Here is a 16550-nt window from a genome sequence, read left to right on the forward strand (position 1 = left end):
CGGACCCTGCTAAACCCCGGATGTCGGTGAGATATCCCGCAAGTAACCGATCCGGGACGAAGAATGATTACTCAATGAACTTGTGGTGGCGGACAGCGCTGCGGCGGTGAAAGACGTTCATTTCCTGTCGTGAATAGTGTTTAATCTTTCGCCGACTCTGCGGCCCTCCCGCAGCAATTCCGCAATCCAACGCCGCGTCTTGCTACCTTGCCACTACTATGACGACGCCCCGCATGAACTGCGCAACCCGCGCCGCCGCCATCCTCCGGATGAAGCGCAGCGCCGACGACGGCCGCGCCCTCGACCTCCTCGTCATCGGCGGCGGCGTCACGGGCGCGGGCATCGCGTTGGATGCGGCGAGCCGCGGACTCGAGACTGCCATCGTCGAGGCACAAGACTGGGCTTCGGGCACCTCGAGCCGCTCGAGCAAGCTGGTCCACGGCGGCCTGCGCTACCTCGAGATGCTCGACTTCAAGCTCGTGCACGAGGCACTCACCGAGCGCGACCTGCTGTTGACCACCCTCGCGCCGCACCTCGTCCGCCCGGTCGCCTTCCTGCATCCGCTCATCCGCCCGCTCATCGACCGCGTGTATTTCGGCACCGGCATCGCGCTCTATGACGTACTCGCGACCCTGCGGCCGCGACCGCGCGCGGTGCCCTGGCACCGCCACGTCAGCCCCCGCGAGCTCGGTACGGTCTTCCGCGGCATCAAGCGCGACGCCGCGGTCGGGGCAATCCAGTACTGGGATGCGAAGGTCGACGACGCGCGATTTGTCACGACCCTCGCACGCACCGCGGTAGGCCACGGGGCCCATGCGGCCACGCGTGTGCGGGTGGTTGGGTTGCGCAAGGATGCGCAGGGTCGCGTCGACGGCGCAACGCTGGTCGATCTCGAAACCGGCGAACAGTTCGATGTCCGCGCGAAGACGGTGATCAGCGCGACCGGTGTCTGGACCGAGAAGACGCAGTCACTCGCGACCGATGGTGGGCTGCAGGTGCTCGCGTCGAAGGGCATCCACATCGTCGTGCCGAAGGACCGCATCGAGGGCGGCCGCGGGTTGATCCTGCGCACCGCGACGAGCGTGCTCTTCGTGATCCCGTGGTCTCGCTACTGGATCATCGGCACGACCGACACGCCCTGGCGAGAGGACCTCGCGCATCCGGTGCCAAACTCACGCGACATCGACTACCTGCTCGGCGAGGTGAACCCTGCGTTGCGTGTGCCGCTGACCCGCGAGGACATCGTCGGCAGCTGGGCCGGGCTTCGGCCGCTGCTGCAGCCTCGCATCAAACCCGGCACGCGTTCGGCGAAGGTGTCGCGGGAGCACACGGTGGCGGCCCCGGCGCCGGGGTTCGTCTCGATCGCGGGCGGCAAGCTCACGACGTATCGGGTCATGGCGAAGGATGCGGTTGACTTCGTGCTCGGATCCGTCGCTCGCCGACGCCCCTCGAGGACGCATTCGCTGCCGCTGGTCGGGGCGCGCCGCCTCGATGATGCGGTAAAGGATGCGATGACACTGACGAGCCGGCTGGGTCTGGATTCCTCGTTTGCGGCGCACCTCGGGCGTCGATACGGGGCGGATGTGGCCGAGATCGCTGCGCTGTGCGAGGCGGATCCGGCGCTCGCGCGGCCGCTGGAGCATGCGCCCGCGTACCTTCGCGCCGAGATCGTGTTTGCGATCCGCGCCGAGGGCGCGCTGCATCTTGATGACCTCATCGATCGCCGCACGCGCATCAGCTTCGAATACCCGGACCTGGGGGCCGCTGCGGTGGATGAAATCGCCGACCTCGCCACGTCCGAGCTGGGTTGGTCGGCCGAAGAACGCGACACGGAGGTGAGTGCCTACCTCGCGTCGACCGAGGCCTACACGCTCGCCACTTCGCAGCCCGACGACGCTGCCGCCGCCGTGGCGCGGACTTCCTGCTAGCTCAGTTAGTCGGTGTCCGGCTCATTTTCGACGCCGAGAGTTTGCCACTGACCGAAGTTAATGCCGCCGTTAGGAATCCGCCATTCCGTTCGCCCGTTTGCAGTCCGTCCATGGACGACCGCTGCAGCTGCGGATGGCGAAGCGAATACGTAGTCCTGGGTAAACCTGGCGGTTTGCCCGTCATCGGAATCGACGACTACTCCGGTCTGCTTCAGTTTCGGAACGAGCTGTTCGTAAGTATGCGCCGCTGTACTGATCCATTGTTTCCGGACCATGGACCCCTCCAGGACCGTAAATTCACCATCAATCTCACGCGCTTGAGCGTGAATACCGTGCTTCTTTGAAACGATCTCAAAAATGGGAGATTCCGTTCCGGATTCTGCGGCGACTTCAGTTACCGGCGAAATCGACTTCTTAGCAGGCTTAGTTGTGCGGAAGATGTTCACTCCTAGAACAGGCAACACAATCTGTGCCTGTGAAATGAAGTACTCCATGTCGGAAATATCGGATTCCGGCAGGGGCTGCTGTCCAGGCGCGGTACCGTTTACGAGCCGCGCACGCTTTGCCTCAGTCGCGAGTGCGATGAATCGGGACTCAAGGTATCGAGCGTGCGCCTTGGTGAGGTTCGAATCCTTGCTCGTTAGGAGAATCGCGCGCTCCCAGAAGTCCTTTCCGCCTTGTTCCTCGGGTCTGGAGTGTTGATATAGGCGTCGGCTGACGTCATCACCTTCCCCGATATACGCGACCATGCCTCCTACGCTGTCTGGGTCTTCCCCGAGGAGCAAGTAGATACCGGTCCGGCTCGCTTCGGGACGTTTTGTTAGCTTTGCCAGATCGGACCGGGGTGCAGCGACAACATGGCCGGTCCAGTTCATGATCTCCGCAGTGATGAGCCCGCCAGGCGTTCCTTCGGAAAGAAATAACCGTACCGATTTACCAACGCTCACGCTGACGCCGCCTTCTCGAATCTCTGAGAATTGTCACCTATTTCGTTTCACCATAGTCCGCACCACCGACATGAAATCGGGATCCGGGAAACTGCGCTGGGCCGGTCGAACGCGAGGTTCGACCGGCCCAGTCTCGATTCGTGGCTGCCTAGAAGCGGTAACCGCGGTTCTTCAGGTACGCGTGTACCGTCGGGTCCTCGGTCTTCGCGAGCCAGTCGAGCAGCTCGTTGGATGCAGACGGCGCCGAGGCCAGGTACGGCCACAGCTCCTTGTGCTCCTTCATCCAATCGAGCTCGCTGGATGCGGTGTCCGGGTCGAGTGCCTTACGAGCCGCAGCCGCGAGATCCACTTGCTCACCCGAGTTGGCCGAGGCGTTTACGGGCTCGTGCGCGCCGGTCTCGGTGGATGCGCTGGCCTCGTTCTGTGCGCCCGTCATGCCGGATGCGTTGGCCTCGCTGGATGCGTTGGCTTGGCTGGGTGCGCCGCCATCGTTGGTTCCGACCGCCGAGTTGGACGCAGTCGCCGAACTGGACGCATCCGCGGTGCTGGAGACATCAGGCTGCTCGGGAGCACCCGCGTCGGCCGATCCCCAATTGCCTGAGGGATTGTAGGTAGCCGGCTCTTCGGACGTCGCCGCGTGATGGGCTTGCTGACGCTTTTCAGACTCACTACCGAAGGGACTCCGCGGCCCATCCTGGCGGGCGGCCTCGGTGTTGGATGCCTGCGTCGGTGACTGGGACGATGCCGGTGCGAACGGGGCCTGCCCGAAAGCAGGCTGGTCGCCGTGGGCAGCGGTCGACGAGGCAGCGTGCGCTCCCCCGCCGGCCTGCTGCGAACCCGCATCCTGCTGCGAACCCTGCCCGAAGCCGGGCACAGCGCCGGTCGGCTGGTTGTAACCCGGCTGGGGATGCGCCGACTGCGGCTGCGCGTACTGCTGGCCAGCCTGCTGGCCGGCCTGCTGCCCGGCCTGCTGCCCGGCCTGCTGCCCAGCCTGCTGGCCTTGGGCGCCGGTCGGACCTTGCTCTTGCCCGTAACCGCCCTGGGGAGGCTGGTTCGGAACGCCGTAGCCCGACTGGCCCGCCGCATCCTGACCGTACTGGCCTTGCTGCCCTGACTGCTGGCCGCCGTAATTCGGCTGCCCCGGTTGTTGGCCAGGCTGGCTCGGCTGACCCTGCTGGCTCGGCTGGCCCTGATGACTCTGCTGGCCAGGCTGGCTCGGCTGGGCCTGGTACCCCGGCTGGCTCGGCTGGGTCGGATATCCCTGCGGGCCCGGCTGACCGTAGGCCTGACCCTGACCCTGACCCTGCTGGCTGTAACCCTGGCCTGCTTGACCGTAGCCCGGCTGGCCCTGACCGTATCCCTGCTGCGGGTGCGCGCCCGGCTGCCCCGCGGGCTGCTGCCCATATCCCTGCTGCCCATATCCCGGCTGCCCGTAGCTCTGCTGCCCGTAGCCCTGCTGCCCGTACCCCTGTTGCTTGGTGTTAGTCCCGAACTTGAGTGCGGTCCCAGCGCTGACGAAGTGCTGACGCACTTCCTTCGGCAGGATGAGCCCGAGGGTCAGGATGACCGGCAGGAGGAACATGGTCGTTGTCGGGTAGATCGCGGCCACGACTGAGGAGTAGTCGATGTCGTCGAGGCGCTGGTCGACGAGCGCGAGGATCATCAGCACGAAGCCGAGCAGCGCAGAGCCACCCACCATCGCGACCAGCTGAGCCTGCGACGCCTTGATCTGCGGGCCGCGCACCGAGAGGTACGCCAGCACCGAGGCCGCCGCGATGACGAGTGCGAGCACCATCATGAAGATAGTGAGGACGCTCCGGCTCCCCTCGAGTTCGAGGATGCCGAAGAAACCAAGATCCTTCGGGATCAGCGCGTAGATCGCAACGAGGATGTACCCAACGGCACTTGCCGCCACCACAAGCAGACCCAGGCCGAGGGCACTGAACCAACGCTGCGTCGGATGAATGGGCTTGCGGTCCGCGAGCGCATGCGGTGTGATCGCGAGGCCGGCGAGCGGTGCGGTGAACACGAGGAGGTACGGAACGAAGAGGAAAGTCGCGGTCGATTCGATTCCTCGGATCGAGAAACCGAGGCCGAACGTGCCGTCAATCAGGATCGCGGCCGCGGCAGCCATGCCGACGGCCAGCATGAGGAGGCGTCCCGGTTCCGAACGAAGAGCGAAGAGCGCGATCGGGAAGATGACGAACGACAGCGCCACGACGAGGAGACCAAATACCCCGAGCGTGGGGGTGAAGAGTTCGACTTCCCCCATCAGGATGAAGGATGCGATGATCCAGGTGAGGAGCCCGATGGCAACGATGCCGCCAAAGAGATAGAGCAAGATCTTGCCGGAGAGCCCCATGATGCGGCCGAGCGGGGACTGCGTTCCACCGAGGACGCGCAGTTCGTAGTCACGCGCCTGAATCGCCAATGTCGAGCCGAGCAGCGCAATACCCACGCCGTATCCAACGCCGAAGAAGGCGATGTCGTTGAAGGCGCCATCCGCGGCCTTGAAGCCGGTGATGATGTCGATCACGACGTAGACGATCACCGTGACGATGAGCGGGATCTGAGCCCCTGCGCGAACGTAGTACGTGAGTTGCGGCGACATTGGCAGTAGGCCAAAGCGCGCCACGAGCTGGAGGATCGCGCCGAGCGCGGCGACTAGCACCGTAATCATCGGGCCGACGTTCGCCGCGGTGAGCGACACGTTCCCGAGGTCCGAGGTGTCGAGGCCCCAGACCATCACGAGCGAAATGATCAGCAGTACGGGCGCACCAATGTCGCGCACCCAGTCGAGTGTCGAGCCCTTCACGGCCTGCGGGGCCGGGCGGCGCGGAGCTTGCTGCTGGCCGAAGCCCGGCTGGCCCTGCTGGCCGAACTGCTGGCCGGCGCCTGGCTGGCCCGGGCCTAGCTGACCGTAGCCCTGCTGACCAGGCTGGCCAGTGTGCCCTGGCTGACCAGGCTGCTGCCCCGCCGCCGGCTGAGCAAACTGCTGACCATACGGCGACTGATTCGGGTGGCCGTATGCATCCTGCGACGCACCGGGTTGGCCCTGCGGCTGAGCCGGAGAGGGCTGACCCCACTGCTGCTGGCCCTGTGGCTGCTGATTCTGCTGGCTCTGGTTCTGGGGGCCGCTCTGACCAAACTGGCCGTGCTGGCCGTTCGGACCGGCTCGCCCGCCACCTTCTGGCGGGGTCCAATTGCTGTCGGTCACTTACAGACTCCTTCACACGCAGAGCCGGGCTCCGCGGATTGTCTTACGTCCTGAAGGCATCGACGAGTGGCCGGAGCTTCTCGGCTGGCGAGTTTGGCCACGGTGATCGCCCCAATTCCCGAGCCTACCGGCCTGATTCTTCGCTCCGGCGCTCTTCATCCAAAGTTCGCCTGCTCGGCTGCGAAATATACGCCGCGGGTCGCAGCCCAGGTGACTCCGTTATCCACAGACAAGCAAACCTTAGGAAGGTTAGCTTGGTTTATGTGATCCTTGTAAAGCACTCTAAAGTCAGCAGAGTTCACAAGGAGTCCCGTTGGATCCGCTCGACAACCCGTACACGCCGAACGCCGGTGCAACTCCTGAAGTAATGATTGGGCGCGACGACCAAGTTGCGACCTTTCGGATGTTGCTACAGCGCGTTGCTCGAGGCCGCCCCGAACAATCAATGATTGTCACAGGACTCCGTGGCGTTGGAAAGACAGTTCTCCTCAACAGGTTCGAGAAGATCGCCAACGAACTTGATTGGGAAGTAATCGCGTTCGAAGCAAGTAAGCATGACGATTCACACTTTCGTCAAACGATGTTCACGCAGTTGAGAGGGGCATTGCTACGCCTATCGCCTCGAAAACGCTGGGACGAGTGGGCCCAACGTGCTGGTGAAGCCCTCAGCGCCTTCGCACTCAGCGTTGATCAAACGGGAACCTTCTCTTTGTCCTGGGATGTGCCTCCTGCGGAGGGTATTGCGGACCACGGTGATATTGCACTTGATCTGATCGACGTATTAGTTGCGATAGGCAAAGCAGCACAGAATAGGGAAAAGGGGCTCGCCATACTTATCGACGAGATCCAGTTCCTATCAACTCCGCAGCTCGAAGCGCTAATTCAATCGATCAATCGAACAGTCCAGTTGAACCTGCCGGTTGCCTTCGTTGGCGCCGGACTCCCCCAAATTGCTAAGCTTGCGGGCGATGCCAAATCGTATGCTGAACGGCTGTTCAAGTTTCCGCACATAGGGGAACTTTCCGAACTTGACGCCGGGTTAGCGTTCACAGAACCTGCGCAAACCGAAGGAGTCATGTTCGATGAAGCGGCCGTGAAACTTGCAGTACAGATCGCGCGAGGCTATCCCTACTTCATCCAGGAACTCGGCTATCAAGTGTGGGCCGTGGCGGAGGGCAACAGAGTCACGGTCGAGGACGTCGTGGCCGCGCAAGAGGCGTATGAGATGAAACTCGATAGCTCGTTTTTCCGTGTCAGGCTTGATCGCGCGACTCCTCTACAAGCGGCATATATGCGGGCGATGGCCCAACTCGGACCCCACCCACAAAAAGCAGCGGATGTGGCAAAACTCCTTCATCGCGAATCCACACAAATTGCACCGACGCGCGCGGAACTTATCGAAATGGGGCTTCTCTATACTCCTGACCACGGATACGCGGCTTTTACAGTCCCGGACTTTGATAAATTCATGCTCCGCGCGATCCCAAGACTCGAGGTTCCTCCAATCCAGAGACGTCGGAAACGCGGCTAGCGATCAGCGTCGCCGCGGCTCTTAGACTGTCAATTCGATCCATCGCGAGTCGGAGCACCGGCCTAGCATTGAAATCATGAACGAAATCACTCCCAAAGACCTCTACGAGCTCGGCACCGACGTCACGCTGATCGACGTCCGCGAGCCCAATGAGGTCGCCGAAGTCCGCGTGTCGTACGCCAAGAGCATCCCGCTGAGCGAGCTCTCCGAGCGCGTCGACGAGATCCCCGAGGGCGCCTACATCATGTGCCACGCGGGTGGCCGCTCGGCGCGCACCGTCGAGCACCTCGAACGGCTCGGCAAATCCACGATCAACGTGACCGGCGGCATCTCCGAATGGGAGCAGGACGGTCTACCCGTCGAGCGCGGCTAACGCTGTCCCCTGGTGGCTGGCTTCGACGATCGGCCACCCGCCCCGGGCACCTACGCCGCGCATCCACTAAGCAGCCTCGCGCTCACCCCGCACCGCGGGCAGCCACGCGATCACGTACCGAGCCGCGAGCATCACGGCCGCCGCAATCAGCACGAGGCCCCATTCCTCGAGTCCGAGCGGTGCCGTGCCGAAGAACTCGCCGATGAACGGCACATAAACGATCGCCAGCATCAGCACGGTCGCAACCAAGACCGCCAGCCAGAACCACCGGTTCCGCAGCTGGATGCGGCTAAACGCGCCGTGCACGCTCCGGCGGTGAATGATGTTCACAAACTGCGTCACAAGGATCGTGACGTACGTGACCGTCGAGGCGAGCTGCGCGGAAGTGTCGGTCGCGGCGAGCCCCGCGGGATCGACCCCGTGCATCCGATACGTCAGTAAATAGCCCGCGAGCGCAAGCACGCCCATCACCGTGCCGCTCAACCCGACATCGAGCAGGGTCCGGCGGTTCAGGATGCGCGCCCGCCGGTCCCGAGGCGCCCGCCGCATCGTCTCGCCCTCCTCGGGGTCCGAGCCGAGGGCCGCAATCGGGAGGATCTCTCCGAGCAGGTCGATCGCAAGAATCTGCAGCACGTTCAGCGCCACGGGCACGCCGGCGACCGCGGCGAGCGCGAGGCTCACCAGGTTGACGACGAGCTCGGCGGCATTCGTCGTGAGGCAAGACAGCACGCCCTTCGCGATATTCGCGTAGATGCGCCGGCCCTCGCGAATGGCGCGCACGAGGGATGCGAAGCTGTCGTCGAGCAGGATGAGGTCAGCCGACTGCTTCGCGACGTCGGTGCCGGAGCGCCCCATCGCGACGCCGATCGACGCGCTTCGCAGCGCCGGCGCATCGTTAATGCCATCGCCCGTGACCGCCACCACGGTGCCCGACCCCTTAATCAGGTTGACGATCCGCAGCTTGTCCTCGGGCGAGACCCGGCTAAAGACAACTCCGCCCGCGAGCGCCAACTCAAGCACCTGCGCATCCGTCAGCTGCTGCAACTGCGCCGTCGTGACCGTGCGAAGCTCGCCGTTCTGCTCATCCACGAGGCCCGCGGAGCGCGCGATCGCGGAGGCGGTGAGTGCCGAGTCGCCGGTGATGATGTTGATGCGGATGTGTGCGCCGAGCGTCGCCGCGATCGCGCTCGGCACCTCGTCGCGGACGGGATCGATCATGCTCGCGACGCCGAGGAACGTCAGTCCCTGCTCGATAATCATCGGGCCCTCGTTCTCGGCCCGCGCATCCTCTCGGTCGAGGTCGCGCACCGCGAGAGCCAGGTTCCGCAGGGCCCGCTGTTCGCGTTCGCGCACGATCCCGAGGATGTGAGCGCGATCCTCGTCGGTGAGCGGCCGCACCGCCTCCCCATCCAGAATCGAGACCGCGCGCTCGAGCACCCGCTCAGGATTTCCCTTGACCCAGGCACGGTACTTGCCCCGCGCATCCAGCCGAATCGAGGTCATCCGCTGCCGCACCGAGTCGAAGGGCAGCTCCCGGATCTCCTGCTGCTCGCGCTGCAGCGCATCCAAATCGATGCCGCCCTTCGCCGCGAGCGTCAGCAGCGCACCCTCGGTCGGGTCCCCGAGAATCCACCAGTCGGCGTGCTCCGCGTCCGGGGGCAACAGCTTCGCATTGCTCGCGAGCACGCCGCACTCGAGCAGGATGCGCGGGGTCGCCTCGGGTGCGAGCGTCCGGCCCTCGTCGTCCACCAGCTCGCCCTCGGGTGCGTAGCCAGTGCCGGTTACGGTGGCAGGTGTCAGCCCGATCAGGAGTTCCTCGACCGTCATCTCGTTCTTCGTGAGCGTGCCGGTCTTGTCGGTACAGATCACGGCGGTCGCGCCGAGGGTCTCGACCGAGGTCAGCCGCTTCACGAGCGCGTTCTTGCGCGCAAGGGTTGAGGATGCTTGGGCAAGGGCCGTGTTGACCTCGGCCGGCAGGCCCTGGGGCACGAGCGCGCAGGCCATGCCGACGGCGAAGAGCAGCGCCTCGCGGAACGGCATGTTCGCCCATACGCCGAGCGCCAGGACGATCGCGGTGAGGCCGACGACGAGTGTGCCCACGACCTGGGCGATGCGCGTCGTCTCGCGTTGCAGCGGGCTCGGCGTCGGGACCGCGCTCTCGCTCAGGCTCGCGATCCGTCCGAGTTCCATGCGCATCCCGGTATCAATCGCGACCCCGAGCCCCTCGCCCTGCGCAACGGTCGTGCCCGCGAAGGCGAGGTTGAAGCGGTCGCCGAGCGGCACCTCGTGCTTGATCGCGTGGGTGTGCTTGCGTGATGGCTCGCTCTCGCCGGTCAGCGCAAACTCGTTGGTGCTGAGCGCCTGCGCCTCGATGATCCGCACGTCGGCCGGCACGAAATCGCCCTCCGCGAGGCGCACGACGTCGCCAGGCACGATGCTCGCCGACTCGATCTCGAGGAGCTTGCCGTCGCGCAGCACCTCCGCGCTCGGTTTGACGAGATCCTCGAGCGACTTCATCGTGTGTCGCGCGCGCTGCTCCTGCGTGAACCCGATGACCGTATTGATACCAACCAGCACGAGCAGCACGATCGACGTGTTCCAGTCGCCGAGGTAGGCGGTGACGGCCGCACACGCGAGCAGCAGGATGATCAGCCAGTCCTTGAACTGGTTCAGGTAGCGGAGAAACGCGTTGTCGCGTTCGAGGGAAATGATTGCGTTCGGGCCAAACTCCTGGGCCCGCCGCTGCGCCTCCTCGGCCGAAAGCCCGGTTGCGCTCGACTCGAGCCGCTCGAGCACCTCGTCAGCGCTGAGCAGGTACGCGGTCTCCGTCCAGCGCTCACTCGCTGCGCCTTCCGAGGCGCTGTCGTGGCCCCGGTGGTGTCGACCAGAATTGCCCTGCTGCGACGCGATCTGCTGCTGCGCATCCATGATTCTTCCCTCTACTCGGCGAATCATTTCGTGAACCTGCTCGGCCCACCCGCGCAAGATTTCGGCATGAGATTACACCCGCATCCGGAGCGCCTGGCTGGAGGTTTCCACAGGCGCCGACGCTGTTGACAGGTCGCGGCGGATCGTCGTTCCTCACCTAGGGTGGATGCATGACTGACGCGGCTTTGGCGACCCTCGAGAGGGTCTGGGGATACTCCGATTTTCGAGGGCCCCAGCGGCAGATCGTCGACACCGTGATCGCGGGCCAGAACGCCCTCGTGCTCATGCCGACCGGTGGCGGTAAATCGCTCTGCTACCAGATCCCGTCCCTCGTTCGCGACGGCACCGGCATCATCATCTCGCCGCTCATCGCACTGATGCAGGATCAGGTTGCGGCTCTCGAGCAGCTGGGGGTGCGCGCCGCGTTCCTGAACTCGACCCTCGACCCCGACACGCGGCGCCTGGTCGAGCAGCAATACCTCGCGGGCGAGCTCGACATGCTGTACCTCGCGCCTGAGCGACTGCAGGCCTCGCTGCCGCTGCTGCATCGCGGCAAGATCGCCCTGTTCGCGATCGATGAGGCGCACTGTGTGTCGCAGTGGGGCCACGATTTCCGCCCCGATTACCTCGGGCTCAGCGTCATCCAGGAGGAGTTTCCCGACGTCCCGCGAATCGCGCTGACCGCGACCGCGACGGTCCAGACCCGCGAAGAAATCGCATCCCGCCTGGGACTCGAGGACGCGCCGAAGTTCGTGTCGAGCTTCGACCGGCCGAACATCCAGTACCGAATCGTGCCGAAGAATCGGGCGCGCGACTCGCTGCTGCGGTTCATCCGCGCCGAGCACGACGGCGACGCGGGCATCGTCTATTGCTTATCGCGAAAATCGGTCGAGCAGACGGCCGAGTTCCTGCGCGATCAGGGGCTGGATGCGCTGCCCTACCACGCGGGCCTTACGCCCGAGCAGCGGCGATTCAATCAGCAGCGATTCCTGCGCGACGACGGCGTCGTGATGTGCGCGACGATCGCCTTCGGCATGGGCATCGACAAGCCCGACGTGCGCTTCGTCGCGCACCTCGATCTGCCGAAGTCGGTCGAGGGCTACTACCAGGAGACGGGGCGCGCGGGGCGCGACGGCGAACCCGCGACGGCCTGGCTCGCCTACGGCCTCCAGGATGTCGTGCAGCAGCGACGCATGATCGAGCAGGGCGACGGGGATGCATTCCGCCAGCGCCAGCAGTCGCTCCACCTGGATGCGATGCTCGCGTTGTGTGAGACCGCAGGCTGTCGCAGGCAGATGCTCCTCGCATATTTCGGTGAGGATGCGCAGCCCTGCGGCAACTGCGACAACTGCTTGAACCCGCCCGAGACGTGGGATGGGACGGTGCCGGCACAGAAGCTGCTGTCGACGATCGTGCGGCTCGACAGGGCGACCGGCCGCGCGTACGGCGCGGGCGCGCTGATCGACGTGCTGCTCGGAAAGCGCACGGAGCGCTCGTCGGCGCAGGGCCACGACAAGGTCTCGACGTTCGGAATCGGCACCGAGCTCGATGACACCGGCTGGCGGACGGTCGTGCGGCAGTTGCTCGCGATGAATGTGATTTCCGCGGTGGGTGAGTATGGCGTGATGCAGGTGTCGCCGAGGGGTGCGGAGGTGCTGGCTGGTCGCGAACCGGTGAAACTGCGCAAGGACACGACCGCGGCGGTAGCGCGCAGCTCGCGGCGCTCGTCGTCATCCGCTTCGATCGATGAGTTGCAGCCTGGCCAGCGTGAGCGCTTCGAGGCGCTTCGCGAGTGGCGACGCGACACCGCGCGCGATCAGTCCGTGCCCGCGTACGTCGTGTTTAACGATGCGACGCTGCGCGAGTTGGCCGTCGAGCGGCCGAGCACGCTGAACGAACTCGCCGGGATTTCGGGCGTTGGTCGCGCGAAGCTCGAGCAGTACGGGGACGAAGTGCTCGAGGTGCTTGCGGGGGTCTAGGCGGGCCAGCTGGACGCTGGCGAATAACGGGCGGAACGTTTACTCGAACATAGTTTCGAAATATTCCTGAGTTTCCTCTTGCATATTCGAACCTCTGTTCGATACTATGGTGTCACGGAAACGAACACCCCTTCGAATCCACGGCCCGCAGCATCGCGACCAGGAGGCACCACTCCAATGTCCGAGAACGAACCGCCCAACACTCCCGACGATTCCCCGCACGAGCCACACCCCGACACCTACACCCACCACCGCGACCGACTCACCGAAGCCACCACAACCTGCACCGGATCGGAGGAATCAACCACCGCCCGCTCGCGACTGATCCGCGACACCTACAAAACCGCCCAACTCATGCTCGGCCAAGCCGACGCGATCACCCTCCACACCCTCGCCGCCGCCTACCAACTCGCCGACACCCTCGCCACGGCTGACGCGGCGGGCGACCCGGACGGGCACACGTTCCTCCACGACCGCGACCGTCGCTTCGCGTGGCAGCTGCGGTCCCTGATGGGCGAGCTCAGCCTCGTCATACGCGACACCGACACCGCCCTGCGAAACCGTGCCCACGACGCGCACACCCTCGTGACTTGCTACCCCGAGTGGGTCGACGCGATCGCCGAAGCCCGCATCACCCTCCGCCACGCCCGCGAACTGCTCCGCGGCGTGAGCGCCCTCCACCTCAGCGACGCGGTCGCGCTCGCCGAGCGGGCGCTTCGGTATGCCGCGTCGCACGCGGTCCACGAAACCCGCAAATACGTGGACCGGGAAGCCGCGAAGCTCGCGGCCGAGGACTTCGAAGCCGCCCACGCCCGCGAACGCGCCGCACGCTACGTGTCGGTACGCCCGGAAGCATACGGGATGGCGACGCTGTTCGCGTACCTGCCGCTGGAGCAGGCCACCGCGATCCACGAGATCCTCACCCGCCAGGCCCGCGCCCTGCGCGAGGACCAGCAGCGCGACGCGGACGCGGCTCGCGCCACGGGTGCGGACGGTGTCGGTCTCGACAGCGCCGCCCGTGCCGACACCGCCCGTGCCGACACCGCCCGGGCCGACGCCGCCGGGAGCGCCGACGGTGCCGCTACTGCCGACAGTGCCCCTGCTGCCGACAGTGCCCCTGCTGCAAGCGGCGTCACGGGTGACACCGTCGCGCCGGACACGCGCACCACCGCGCAACTCAAGGCCGACATCTTCGCCGAAACCCTGCTCACCGCGACCCCCGAATCGATCCTCACGAGCCCCACCGCGGGCGCGGCGCGAATCACCGCGACCGTGAACATCACCATCCCCGTCCTCACCCTCCTCGAAGGCCGCGTCGATGGCAGCGACCCCGCCCTGCTCGACGGGATCGCGCCGATCGGGTTCGACACCGCCCGGCAGCTCGCCGCGAGCGCGCCTGGGTGGCAGCGGATCCTGACCCACCCAATCACCGGGCATGCGGTATCGGTCGACACGTACACCCCGAGCGCGAGCCTGCGCCGATTCGTGCAGATCCGCGACACGACCTGCCGCCACCCCGGCTGCGCCCGCCCCGCCACGGCGAGCGATCTCGACCACACCATCCCGTACGTCGACGGCGGGGCCACCTCACAGTCGAATCTTGCCGCGCTGTGCCGACCGCACCACGTGCAGAAACATCACGCCGGGTGGGGCGTGCGGCACGTCGGTCGCGGGGTGTTCGAGTTCACCACCCCGCTCGGCCACACCACGGTGACCGAGCCCGCGACCCACGGGCCGCGGTTCCACCCCACCGGGGAACGCGTCGACGGGCCCGCCACGAATTCGGGAAGTGGGCCCGCCGAAAATTCTGGCAGTGGGCCCGCCGAAAATTCTGGCAGTGGGCCCGCCGACGGTGAGGCACCGACCGGGTCGGCCGGTCAGGACCGGGACGCCGACCATGACGGGAGCGACGACCAGCCGCCGTTCTAGCCGCAGGACCCGCCGCAACCACGGCGAGACTCAAACAACCCCGTTTCGTTGCCCGTTACTTTTCCCGTTTCTCAGTCGTTTCCTAGTCCGTCCCTTTGTCCGTCGCGATTCTTAGGCGCAGCACCACCTGCGCCTCCTCGTCGCGCCCCCGAGACCCCCAGCGCCTCGTAAAGCAGCACGCGCGACCTACGCGAACAGCGCGATGGTGTTCAGCAGCATGATGATGCCGAGCAGCGCCAGGAGTCCGCCGACGAACAACAGGGCCTTCTCACGGCCGTGCTTGATCCGGGGTCGTGAGGCTTCGCTTGCGTTCGAGCCTCGCGCATTCGAGGCTCGCGCATTCGAGTCGCCAGCCGCTGAGTCGCCCGCGGCTGAGCCAACAGCATCCGCGCGGCCCGAGTCCGCGCCCCGCCCTACCCCGACGCCCCCACCTGCGTTCGAGTCCGCGGCAGTCGTCGCCGCCTGCGCCTGCGGTTCAACCGCGATCGCCTCGGCCCACTGCGGCGCATCCTCGAAGTCTTCATCGATGCCGTTCTCGGCCGGGTAACCCACCGATTGCGAATAGCTCGGCGACTCGTGCTCGGGTGCACGCCGCGCCTGTACGAGCACAAAAATGCCGTAGCCGAGCAGGAGAATCCCGACGAGCAGCAGGATCCCACCGATCCCGAGTACGACGATGTTGGCGATGAACGCGAACGTGAACATTCCTAGAGCTCCGCGTCCGGCACGGAGAAGGTGTTACAGGCGCTTGCACCACCCTGGTAGCCAGCCATCAGCCAGTTCGTGCGCTGCTCGCTCGTTCCGTGGGTGAAGCTTTCCGGCTGCACATCCATGCCGGCCTGCTCCTGGATGTGGTCATCACCAATGGCCTGCGCCGCCGAAATCGTGGTCTGAATCTCGGCACGCGTCGGCTCCTGCATGAGCTGGTTTCCCTGCGAGTCGGTCGCTTTCGCGGCGCTCTGCATCCACGCGCCCGCGAGGCAGTCGGCCTGCAACTCGGTGCGAACCGCGCCACCCGTCGGACCCTCGTCACGAGTATTGCTGCTCGAGAGGATGCCTCCGAGATTCTGGATGTGGTGACCCCACTCGTGCGCGACAACATACATCTCGGCGAGCGGCCCGCCCTCGGCGCCGTACTGCTGCACGAGAATGTCGAAGAACGAGGTGTCAACGTAGATGCTCTGGTCGGCCGGGCAATAGAACGGACCGATCGCGCTCGACGCCGTGCCACAGGCCGTGTTGGTCTGCTGCTCGAAGATGTAGACGGTCGGGTTCACGTAGCCGTCGATGCCGATGGTCGGAGCGGCCTCGGTCCAATACTGCTCGAGCGACACCGCGGCGCCCTCGATACGACAGTCAATCTGCGCGTTCGCTTCCTGACCGGTGCAGGCGAAGTCCTCATCGGCGTAGTTGCTCGACGATGAGCTACTCGCACCGCCCAGCATCCCGGTGATGTCGACGCCGAGAAACTGCGAGACAAGAAACGCGACCAGCACGAGCAGAATACCGCCGCCGCCGATCGCGCCACCGCGACCAAGCCCGCCGCCACCGCCACCACCGCCGCGGCTGCCGCCCATGCCACCGCCAGAGCTCGGACGGCGACGGCGCACGTGGCCCGAGTCGAAGTTCGAGTTGTCGTTGAAAGTCATGCCGGAAATCCTACTCAATCAACGGAAACAGTGACATGGCCGCGGGATGGATATTGTCACCCATCCCGC

10 protein-coding genes are annotated in these 16550 nt (G+C 65.4%); 5 read left to right on the forward strand and 5 right to left on the reverse strand.

Going from position 1 to position 16550, the window contains the following annotated elements:
• The first annotated feature begins 218 nt into the window (after window positions 1–218).
• The gene (locus GMOLON4_RS10640; protein WP_035732363.1) at window positions 219–1928 is read left to right on the forward strand and encodes a glycerol-3-phosphate dehydrogenase/oxidase; all 1710 of its coding nucleotides are present in this window, start codon (window positions 219–221) and stop codon (window positions 1926–1928) included.
• A gap of 5 nt (window positions 1929–1933) precedes the next feature.
• Here GMOLON4_RS10640 and GMOLON4_RS10645 read toward each other — a convergent pair whose 3' ends face one another.
• Both GMOLON4_RS10645 and GMOLON4_RS10650 read right to left on the reverse strand, forming a co-directional pair.
• Complete coding sequence (locus GMOLON4_RS10645; protein WP_026936449.1) at window positions 1934–2875, reverse strand: GIY-YIG nuclease family protein; 942 nt, start codon at window positions 2873–2875, stop codon at window positions 1934–1936.
• A gap of 148 nt (window positions 2876–3023) precedes the next feature.
• Window positions 3024–6092, reverse strand: coding sequence for a DUF7937 domain-containing protein (locus tag GMOLON4_RS10650; RefSeq protein WP_026936450.1), 3069 nt, complete (start codon window positions 6090–6092; stop codon window positions 3024–3026).
• Window positions 6093–6405: 313 nt separating this feature from the next.
• Here GMOLON4_RS10650 and GMOLON4_RS10655 point away from each other — a divergent pair, with 313 nt between their 5' ends.
• Together GMOLON4_RS10655 and GMOLON4_RS10660 are read left to right on the forward strand one after the other, a co-directional pair.
• The gene (locus GMOLON4_RS10655) at window positions 6406–7623 is read left to right on the forward strand and encodes an ATP-binding protein (protein ID WP_026936451.1); all 1218 of its coding nucleotides are present in this window, start codon (window positions 6406–6408) and stop codon (window positions 7621–7623) included.
• 76 nt (window positions 7624–7699) lie between these two features.
• Window positions 7700–7996, forward strand: coding sequence for a rhodanese-like domain-containing protein (locus tag GMOLON4_RS10660; protein WP_026936452.1), 297 nt, complete (start codon window positions 7700–7702; stop codon window positions 7994–7996).
• 66 nt (window positions 7997–8062) lie between these two features.
• Here the strand turns inward: GMOLON4_RS10660 and GMOLON4_RS10665 are convergent, their stop codons facing one another.
• Window positions 8063–10951, reverse strand: coding sequence for a cation-translocating P-type ATPase (locus tag GMOLON4_RS10665; protein WP_084147407.1), 2889 nt, complete (start codon window positions 10949–10951; stop codon window positions 8063–8065).
• A 143-nt stretch (window positions 10952–11094) separates the two neighbouring features.
• Here GMOLON4_RS10665 and recQ point away from each other — a divergent pair, with 143 nt between their 5' ends.
• Together recQ and GMOLON4_RS10675 are read left to right on the forward strand one after the other, a co-directional pair.
• On the forward strand, window positions 11095–12903 hold the full coding sequence (gene recQ / locus GMOLON4_RS10670) for a DNA helicase RecQ (RefSeq protein ID WP_026936453.1): 1809 nt from the start codon (window positions 11095–11097) through the stop codon (window positions 12901–12903).
• A 177-nt stretch (window positions 12904–13080) separates the two neighbouring features.
• Entirely contained in the window at window positions 13081–14832 is a 1752-nt protein-coding gene (locus GMOLON4_RS10675) for an HNH endonuclease signature motif containing protein (protein ID WP_035732767.1), read from the forward strand.
• A 186-nt stretch (window positions 14833–15018) separates the two neighbouring features.
• Here GMOLON4_RS10675 and GMOLON4_RS10680 read toward each other — a convergent pair whose 3' ends face one another.
• Together GMOLON4_RS10680 and ypfJ are read right to left on the reverse strand one after the other, a co-directional pair.
• Entirely contained in the window at window positions 15019–15537 is a 519-nt protein-coding gene (locus GMOLON4_RS10680) for a hypothetical protein (RefSeq protein WP_026936962.1), read from the reverse strand.
• A 2-nt stretch (window positions 15538–15539) separates the two neighbouring features.
• Window positions 15540–16481: a KPN_02809 family neutral zinc metallopeptidase gene (ypfJ, locus tag GMOLON4_RS10685; RefSeq protein ID WP_026936961.1), complete on the reverse strand. Its 942-nt coding sequence runs from the start codon at window positions 16479–16481 to the stop codon at window positions 15540–15542.
• Window positions 16482–16550: the final 69 nt, after the last annotated feature.

It is taken from the genome of Gulosibacter molinativorax, from assembly GCF_003010915.2.
Lineage (GTDB): Bacteria > Actinomycetota > Actinomycetes > Actinomycetales > Microbacteriaceae > Gulosibacter > Gulosibacter molinativorax.

Coding starts and splice junctions, on each gene's coding strand:
- GMOLON4_RS10640 (WP_035732363.1), top strand. CDS start 219: ATGACGACGCCCCGCATGAACTGCGCAACCCGCGCCGCCGCCATCCTC.
- GMOLON4_RS10660 (WP_026936452.1), top strand. CDS start 7,700: ATGAACGAAATCACTCCCAAAGACCTCTACGAGCTCGGCACCGACGTC.
- GMOLON4_RS10665 (WP_084147407.1), bottom strand. CDS start 10,951: ATGATTCGCCGAGTAGAGGGAAGAATCATGGATGCGCAGCAGCAGATC.
- recQ (WP_026936453.1), top strand. CDS start 11,095: ATGACTGACGCGGCTTTGGCGACCCTCGAGAGGGTCTGGGGATACTCC.
- GMOLON4_RS10675 (WP_035732767.1), top strand. CDS start 13,081: ATGTCCGAGAACGAACCGCCCAACACTCCCGACGATTCCCCGCACGAG.
- GMOLON4_RS10680 (WP_026936962.1), bottom strand. CDS start 15,537: ATGTTCACGTTCGCGTTCATCGCCAACATCGTCGTACTCGGGATCGGT.
- ypfJ (WP_026936961.1), bottom strand. CDS start 16,481: ATGACTTTCAACGACAACTCGAACTTCGACTCGGGCCACGTGCGCCGT.